Annotated in this window: 5 protein-coding genes and 1 pseudogene; 3 read left to right on the top strand and 3 right to left on the bottom strand. The window is 69.9% G+C overall.

Going from position 1 to position 8008, the window contains the following annotated elements; all coding sequences use genetic code 11:
• The first annotated feature begins 164 nt into the window (after positions 1 to 164).
• Positions 165 to 1142 (top strand): site-specific integrase, encoded by a 978-nt coding sequence (locus AB0C30_RS59605; protein WP_357962570.1) that lies wholly within the window; start codon positions 165 to 167, stop codon positions 1140 to 1142.
• Between the two features lie 47 nt (positions 1143 to 1189).
• Here AB0C30_RS59605 and AB0C30_RS59600 read toward each other — a convergent pair whose 3' ends face one another.
• Positions 1190 to 2158: an alpha/beta hydrolase gene (locus AB0C30_RS59600; RefSeq protein ID WP_357962569.1), complete on the bottom strand. Its 969-nt coding sequence runs from the start codon at positions 2156 to 2158 to the stop codon at positions 1190 to 1192.
• A gap of 103 nt (positions 2159 to 2261) precedes the next feature.
• Complete coding sequence (locus tag AB0C30_RS59595; protein ID WP_350600099.1) at positions 2262 to 2579, bottom strand: antibiotic biosynthesis monooxygenase; 318 nt, start codon at positions 2577 to 2579, stop codon at positions 2262 to 2264.
• A 143-nt stretch (positions 2580 to 2722) separates the two neighbouring features.
• Between AB0C30_RS59595 and AB0C30_RS59590 the strand changes: the two genes are divergently transcribed.
• Positions 2723 to 3616, top strand: a complete 894-nt coding sequence (locus AB0C30_RS59590; protein ID WP_148646602.1) for an AraC family transcriptional regulator — start codon at positions 2723 to 2725, stop codon at positions 3614 to 3616.
• Between the two features lie 155 nt (positions 3617 to 3771).
• On the top strand, positions 3772 to 4521 hold the full coding sequence (locus tag AB0C30_RS59585) for an SDR family oxidoreductase (protein WP_357962565.1): 750 nt from the start codon (positions 3772 to 3774) through the stop codon (positions 4519 to 4521).
• A 342-nt stretch (positions 4522 to 4863) separates the two neighbouring features.
• Here AB0C30_RS59585 and AB0C30_RS59580 read toward each other — a convergent pair.
• A pseudogene (locus AB0C30_RS59580) lies at positions 4864 to 7919 on the bottom strand (Tn3 family transposase).
• Positions 7920 to 8008 lie beyond the last annotated feature (89 nt).

Raw genomic sequence — 8008 nt, 5'->3', positions numbered from 1 at the left:
GATCGGCCCTGGTGGGCGGCTGACGGATGGTCGGCGGCGGGACCCGTCTGAAGTCTTCCGCAGATAACGCTCTATTATCTGCGGCATCGCTGATCACGACCTGCGGCGACGTTCTCGGGGCTGTGTACGAAGCGGCCCCGTTATCTGTGGCAAGGGGGGAAGCGGTGCCCGCCGTCGTACGACTGCCCGTCGGAAAGGCGTTGACCGTCCGCGCGGCGGCCGACGTGTTCCTCGACTCGCTCGACAACGCGAACACGCTCCGGTCGTACGGAATTGGCGTCGGCAAGACCGCCGAGCACCTCGGTGATGCCCGCCCGCTCGCCACCGTCGCGGACGACGAGATCGGCGGCGCCCTCGAACAACTGTGGGGCGAGGCCGCGGTCAACACGTGGAACGCCCGGCGGGCGGCGGTGCTGTCGTGGCTAGGCTGGTGTGTCGAGCGCGGATACGACGGCCCGGCTGTCCCGGCCTGGGTGAAGCGGATGCCCCCGCCGGACTCGGAGACCCCGGCCCGCTCGAAGATGGCCGTGGACCGGCTGATCGCCCGGCGCGAGGTCCACCTGCGGGAGAAGACGCTGTGGCGGATGCTGTACGAGACCGTCGCGCGGGCGGAGGAGATCCTCGGCGTCAACATCGAGGAGCTGGACCTTGCCGCCCGCAGGGCCCCGGTGAAGGCCAAGGGCTCGAAGCCGCGTACCCGCCGCCGCGGTGCCCCGCGCGAGGACTACGTCATGGAGCCCGTGTACTGGGACGCCGGCACCGCCCGCCTGCTGCCCCGGCTGATCAAGGGCCGCACACGCGGGCCGGTGTTCGTCACCCACCGCAAGCCGGGTCCCAGCAAGGTCATCGCGCCGCGTGACGTGTGCCCGGACACCGGGCTGGTCCGGCTGTCGTACGGCCAGGCCCGCGCCCTGCTCGACGCCCACACCGCAGTCGGCGGGGTGCCGGGCACAGGCTGGGACCTGCACGAATACCGCCATTCTGGTCTCACCCACCTCGGCGAGGCCGGGGCCAGCCTGCCCATGCTGATGGCGAAGTCCCGGCACAAGAAGCCGGAGAACGTACGGCGCTACTTCCACCCCTCGGCGGAGGCGATCGCCGAGGTCACCAGCCTGCTCGCGCCCGGAGACAGCAGACGCTGAGGTCTTAGCCAAGGCTGAAGCGTACGACCGAAACTCGTCGACTTCACCTATGCGGCGGGGTTCGTGGGCAGGAGCCGGGCGAGCCAGTCGGTGCGGGTTCGGCGGGCTGTGGCCGAGATGTGTGCCTGAGGGGACAGGGCGTCGAATCCGTGGAAGCCGCCTGCCCAGACGTGGAGTTCGGCCTGGCCGCCGGCAGCCCAGATGCGGGTGGCGTAGTCGGTGGCCTCGTCGCGGAAGACTTCGGCGGAGCCGGCGTCGATGTAGGTGGTCGGCAGGCCCGCGAGGTCGTCGGCCAAGGCGGGTGAGACGTATGCGGGTACCTCGTCGTCGGTGAGGTCGCCGAGGAGGCAGCGCCATCCGAATCCGTTCATCTCCCGGGTCCAGACGCCGGGCCCGTTCGAGTACTGGAGGCTGGAGGTGGTGGTGTTGCGGTGGTCGAGCATGGGGCCGATCAGGACTTGGGCGGCGATCGTCGGGGTGTCGCGGTCGCGGGCCAGCAGGGTGACGCCAGCGGCGAGGCCGCCGCCCGCGCTGGCGCCTGCGACGATGATCCGGTCGAGGTCGATGCCCAGTTCTTCGGCGTGGTCGGCGATCCAGAGCAGTCCCTGGTAGCAGTCGTCGACCGGGATGATGCCGGTGGCCTCGGGCGCGAGCCGGTAGCCGACGGAGACCACGACGGCGCCGAACTCGTCGAGCCACTCCAGCGGGATGTCGATCTGTGAGAAGCGGTCGCCCATGACCATCCCGCCGCCGTGCATCCAGTAGACGCAGGGTGCGGCGGTGGTGCGATGGGTGTTCGCGGGACTGAAGACGGACAAGGGGATCGTGGTGCCGTCCGGACTCGCAGCGGTGACCTCGCGCCGGTCGATCGCGCGACCTTCGAGGAGCGGATCGACGGGCAGCGAGGAGAAGGGGCGCACCTGCGCCAGCACTTCCGGGCTGAGCTGGGACATCAGCGGCATGTCGGCCAAGAGTTCATGCAGTTCGGGGTCGAGGGCGGGTCGTGCCGTAGTCATGGTCGTTGCCTTTCGTGGGTGGTGGCGGGACGGTCGGGCGAGGAGGGGGGCGCCTCAGCGGGCACCGCGGCGGCACGGGCTGGGGTGTGGTGTGTTCGGCGGGTCAGAAGGCGGCCTTGCCGCGGACCGGCACGTAGTCGGTGTACTCGGACTCCTTGGCCAGCAGTCCGCCGATCTGCGCCACGATGGCCTGGGCGGCCTCGCCGGCGAAGATCCGGTGGTGGTCCTCCTCGCTGGTCCAGCCCTCGGTGACGTGGACGACGTCGGGGGCGGACGCGGAACGGGAGACGAGGTAGACGACGCAGTACTCGCTCGCGCCGGGGCTGCCCTCGTGCAGGCCGGTCAGCAGCAGGTCGACGAGCCGGTCGCCCATTCCGGGCCTGGCGGTCAGGGTGGCGTTGAAGCCGTACGTGGCAATCATGGAGGCCTTCTTCTACGTTGATGGAGTGAGGTGATTCCATTCAATCGCCGTGACCTGCGAAAACGTTAGAACGATGCTCGCTGGTACTTGCACGATCCTCGCGAGCACGGGAATTGCAGCACAGACAGTGCTGCAATGGACGCATGCACCTCGAAGAGCTCCGCACCCTGCTGGCCCGGCATGCCCGGCCCGACTGGACCACCGCCATCGACGGCGTCCTCATCTCCAAGGTCGACCGGCCGGATCCGCCGGCGCCCTCGATGTCCGGCACGGTGCTCGCAGTCATCGCCCAGGGCGCCAAACGCCTCGCGCTGGGCGACCGGGTCTACGCGTACGGCGCCGGGCAGTACCTGGTCGCATCCGTCGACCTGCCCGTCACCGGACAGTTCACCCAGGCCGCCCCCGAGCAGCCGGCCCTCGGCTTCGGCCTCACGCTGGAACCGTCCGCCGTCGCCGAACTGCTGCTGCAAGCCGGTCCCGGCGACACCCCCCGCCCCGCTGGAGGCACTCCGTCGGGGATCGCCGTCAGCGACGCCCCGCCCGCGCTGCTCGACGCGGTGGTCCGGCTGCTGCGCCTGCTCGACGAGCCCAGCGACCGCGCCGTACTGGCCCCGCTGGTCAAACGCGAGATCCTGTGGCGCCTGATCACCGGCGAGCAGGGCGCGACGGTGCGCCAGCTCGGCCTCGCCGACAGCGGCCTCAGCCATGTCGCCCGGGCCGTGCGCTGGATCCGCGAGCACTACGCCGAGCCCTTCCGGGTCGAGGACGTGGCACGGCTGTCCGGGATGAGCGTCTCCGCGTTCTACCGCAACTTCCAGGCGGTGACCGCGATGAGCCCCATCCAGTTCCAGAAACAGATCCGGCTCCAGGAGGCCCGGCTGCTACTCGCCACCCACCCGGGCGACGTCACCGGAGTCGGCCACCGCGTCGGCTACGACAACCCGTCGCAGTTCAGCCGCGAGTACCGCCGCCAGTTCGGCGCACCCCCGAGCCGGGACGCGGCCCGCCTGCGAAGCACCGCAGGCGTCCTTCCTTGAGCGGCCGGATTATGAGGGAGGATTGTGCAAGACGAAGCGACGATAGTTCTACTATTCCAGCAGGTCAGAGCGATTCAATGGGATCACCAGTTCTTCCGCGGGGCAGGAAAATGCCTGTCTATTCGCGGGTCCCACTACATCGCAAGGATCACCGCATGAAGACAGTTCTGATCACTGGTGCCTCATCCGGATACGGACGGGAGACCGCCCTGTACTTCCACTCGCAGGGGTGGAACGTCATCGCCACGATGCGCACTACGCGTGCGGGCGTCCTGCCCGAGTCGGACCGGCTGCGCGTCGTCGAGCTCGACGTGACCAAGCCCCAGACCATCACCGCCGCGTTCGAGGCGGCCGGGCCCATCGACGTCCTGGTCAACAACGCGGGCGTCCCGTCGATCAGCGTGTTCGAGGGCACCCCCATGGCCCGAGTGCGGGAAGTCTTCGAAACCAACACGTTCGGCGTGATGGCGACGACGCAGGCGGTGCTGCCCCAGTTCCGCGAGCGCGGCTCCGGCGTGGTGGTCAACGTGACCTCCAGCGTGGTGCTGGGCCACATGCCGCTCTCGGCCGTCTACAAGGCAAGCAAGATGGCCATCGAGGGATTCACCGCATCCCTCGCGCTCGAGCTCGCGCCCTTCGGTGTGCAGGCCAAGACGGTCGAGCCGGGCGCCTGCCTGACGACGAACTTCGCGGCCAACGCGACGAAGGGCGCCTCGCTGGACGAGCTGGTCCCGGCGCCCTACGCACCATGGGCGAAGAAGGCCATGGGCGACTTCACAGGCCAGGACCTGTTCACCAAGGAGAGCGACGTCGCCGAGACAGTGTGGCGAGCCGTGCACGACACGACCGGCCAGCTGCGATTCCCCGCCGGCCCCGACGCGGTCTCGCTCTCCCAGGCGAAGTGATCAGCCAGCAGGCAAGGTCACGCCGTACTGATACCAGGAGCCAGCCCCGCGCCCACGCACCGGGTCGGCTCGCCGTCGGGCGCTCACCCCGATGAACGGGAACCTGACCAACGACGAGAAGCCGGACCGGTTCGCCCTGGACCACGGTCACCGCCGGGACGCCGTCTACGACCGGCCCGCCTGCCGACAGAAGGCGTACCGGGCCCGCCGGGCCGCCGAGCGGATCCGCGAAGCCGTAACAGCTCCGGCCGGTGTGTCGGCTCCCGTACCCCTCTCCGGGGCCTGGGCAGCGCAGACGCCTCGGTCAAGATGGAGGAGACCACGACGAGCCATCGTGCGACGTCACTCGTCGTCGGTGGCGTCCTTGTCACGCAGCGGGCGCATCCCGCCGGGCAGCACGAGCAGCTCGAACGAGTACCGGCCGAGCATGTTGATGTGCTGCCGCACGAACGGGGAAAGGCGGGCGACGTCCTCGTCGCGCACGTCGAACCCGTCCGTGCGCAGTTGGTTCACAGCGGCGTCCATGTACCGGGTGTTGAAGAGGACGACGGCGTTCAGGACCAGGCCCAGCGCGCCGATCTGGTCCTCCATGCCGTCCTGGTAGCGCTGGTAGAGCTGCCCGGAACGGCCGTGGAAGATCGTCCGGGCGAGGGAGTGGCGGCCCTCCTGGAGGTTGGCCTGCGCCTTGATCTGGCGGCGATAGCCGGGCTCCCGGCCAGGCGCAGGATGTGCAGGCTCTTGGCGATCCGCCCATAGTGCGCGATCGCGTCTCCCAGCGGGGTCGGCCGCCCGTCCCGCGACAGCATCCGGATCACGTCGTACGCGCGCACGGCGCCGGTGTGGATGGAGCCGATGATGCGCAGGATGTCCTGCCACTGGCGTTCGATCCGAGTGAGGTCGACCCGGCCGCGGGCCGCTTCCTGGAAGGCGCCGTAGTCGGCGGTGCGGTCGATGCGCCACATCTTCTGGTCCGGCAGGTCCGCGAGCTGCGGCGCGTACGCGAACCCGGCCAGGGTGAGGAGTCCGAAGACGATGTCGGAGTACGAGGCGGTGTCCGTGACGATCGTCTCCGGGCGCTTGCCGCCGTCCCGGTCGTAGAGGACATCGAGCACGTACAGGGAGTCGCGCGGGGTGCCAGCCACCACCTTCCCGCCGAGCCCCGCCGCCTGGTCATTGATCATGTTCAGCCACGTCGCGCCGCCCCGGCGCCCGAAGTACTTCGGGTTCGGCCGGGCGTAGACGGAGGGGGCGGGGACGACGAACCGCATGCCGTCGACCGAGGCGACCAGCCCGCCGCCCCACACCTGCGCGAGGCCGATGGACGCCTGGTGCTCGATGAGGGTGGCGTTCGCGGCCCGGTAGGTGGCCAGTCGCAGATACGTCTGGTCAACGTGGGACAACCTGCCGTACTTCAGCTCGTCGATCCCGCCGATGACTGGCGTGTAGCCGACGTTGCAGCCGTGCGCGACCAGCAGCGCGGCGACCGTCACGTGCAGGTCCTTCAGCCTGGCCTCGCCGCCGGTGATCGAGGTGAACGCCTGGTCGGCGCCAGTCCACGAGAACACCTCCAGCAGGACCTCCGGCAGGTCGACGCGGGGCATCATCGCCTCCACCGCCTTCCGCAGGTCGATCAGGGAGGCGGGTTCGGGCTCCGGCTCCAGGGCGGCGAAATGGAGGCGGCCGTCGTCGCCGAACACGATCTGGGAGGTCGCCGGCACCCGCCCGGCGACCTCCCGGTACGTGCCGTCCAGCAGCGCGGCCCGCGCCGCCAGGTGCTCACCCGCCTCGCCGGGCAGGTTCAAAGAGGCCAGCACGGTCGGGCGGACCTGCTCCCACGCCTCGCCGTCCAGCAGCTTCGCCCGCGGGTCGCCCCACTTCGAGGAGTTCTTGGCGAACACCTCCCGCCGGCGCAGCAGCCGGTGGAAGGATTCCAGCACGCAGAACACGTACGCCTTCCAGTCCACAGTGCCCGCCTCCAGGTGCGGCGCCGCCAGCACGAGGCGCCGCCACGAGCCGACCAGCAGCGACGTGTCGATCTCGTCGGGTCCGACCTTCTTGCGCCCCATCAGGTCGGGCAGGGACTTCAATGCCTTTAGGACCGGCAGGCCCTCCGGGGTCGCGCCGAAGTCGACGACCTGGACCAGGAGCGCCAGGAACGGCCGTACGGTGGGGAACCGGGTGACCAGCATGGTGCGCCAGGCCTCGTCCGCGTCCGAGTCGATCGGCGGCGCCAGCTCGAACAGCGCGGCGATCGCGGCGGCCAGCTCCTCGCGCGGCACCACCTCCTCGATCCGCTCCCACATCGCCGTCAGCGTCGCCACCTCCGGCGGACTAATCTCCCCGGACTCGGTGTCGACCTGCTCGCTCGTGGTGTCGAACACGACCCGGAACGCGGTCGCCAGCCTGATCCCGGCCCGCTCCATCCTCGGCAGCGTCTTCAGCTTCTGCTTTGCCGTCTCCCGCTCCGCCCGCGCGAGCCGCTTCGTCGCGATCAGCACCTCCAGCAGATCCAGCGCGTCGTCGACCGCCCTGCTCGTCAGGTAGACCGCGGTGGCCAGCAGCGTGGCCAGGCGCCGCGAGTCGCCGTGACGTCGCAGCAAGGACGCCTTGCCGTCCACGCCGTACCGCGACAGCTCCGCCAGCCGCCGCGGCGGTATCCCGGACACGTCCAGCTCACCCATCCCGAACGCGTCGATCTCCGCCGCCCGCTCAAGCGCCCACTTCATCTGGGGCCCGGAGATCCGCACCGGGCCGCGCCGCAGCCGGTCCAGCTCCGACACCCGCGCACCGGGCGGCACGGTCAGCAGGGAGTCGAGCACCGCCCGCTGACCGGCGCTCAGCAGCCCGCAGAGGCTGTCCCACAGCCGCTGGTTCGCCGCCTCCCGCACCGAAGCAACCAGCCGGGCGAGCGTCGTCACACCGGGCAGCAGCACCCGCCGCTCACGCAGCCACCCCACCGCCGCGTCGAACAACGCCTTCGGGCCCTCCCCGGTTGTCCACGCCCGCGCGTCCACCCACACCCGCAACTCGGCTTCCGCCTCGGCGAACTCCGTGTACTCCAGGAGCTTCCGCAGCTCACGGACGTGGGCCAGCCGGGTGTTCTCCCGTTCCCCGTACGCCTTCAGTGCCGACGCGTCCGCGATGCCGAGCTGCTCGGCAAGGTAGTCGACAACTTCGGCCGGCATTTCGGTCGGGTCGTCCAGGAACACCCCGAGGTAACGCGCGGTCGTGAGCTGGGCCGCGAAGCCCAGCCGGTTGTGGGACCGCCGCTTGCCCTCGATCAGCTCCCGGTCCGCGTCGTCCAGGAAGAAGAACCGCTCCAACTCCGTACGGGACGGCGTCCCGTCATACGCCGCGTACGCGGCGGCTTGTGCATCCGTCAGAAACTCGACCGGCACCCCGGACCTCCACACAGTCAATGATCAGCACGACTGCTGAAGGCTCCGCCCTCGAAGAAGTCCAGGTCAAAGCGCTCTCAGGTGCACGG

This window comes from Nonomuraea sp. NPDC048901 (assembly GCF_040649695.1).
In the GTDB taxonomy this organism is placed as follows: domain Bacteria; phylum Actinomycetota; class Actinomycetes; order Streptosporangiales; family Streptosporangiaceae; genus Nonomuraea.
The sequence above is the reverse complement of the archived record's forward strand: the minus strand, read 5'-3'. Positions and strand labels throughout refer to the sequence as shown.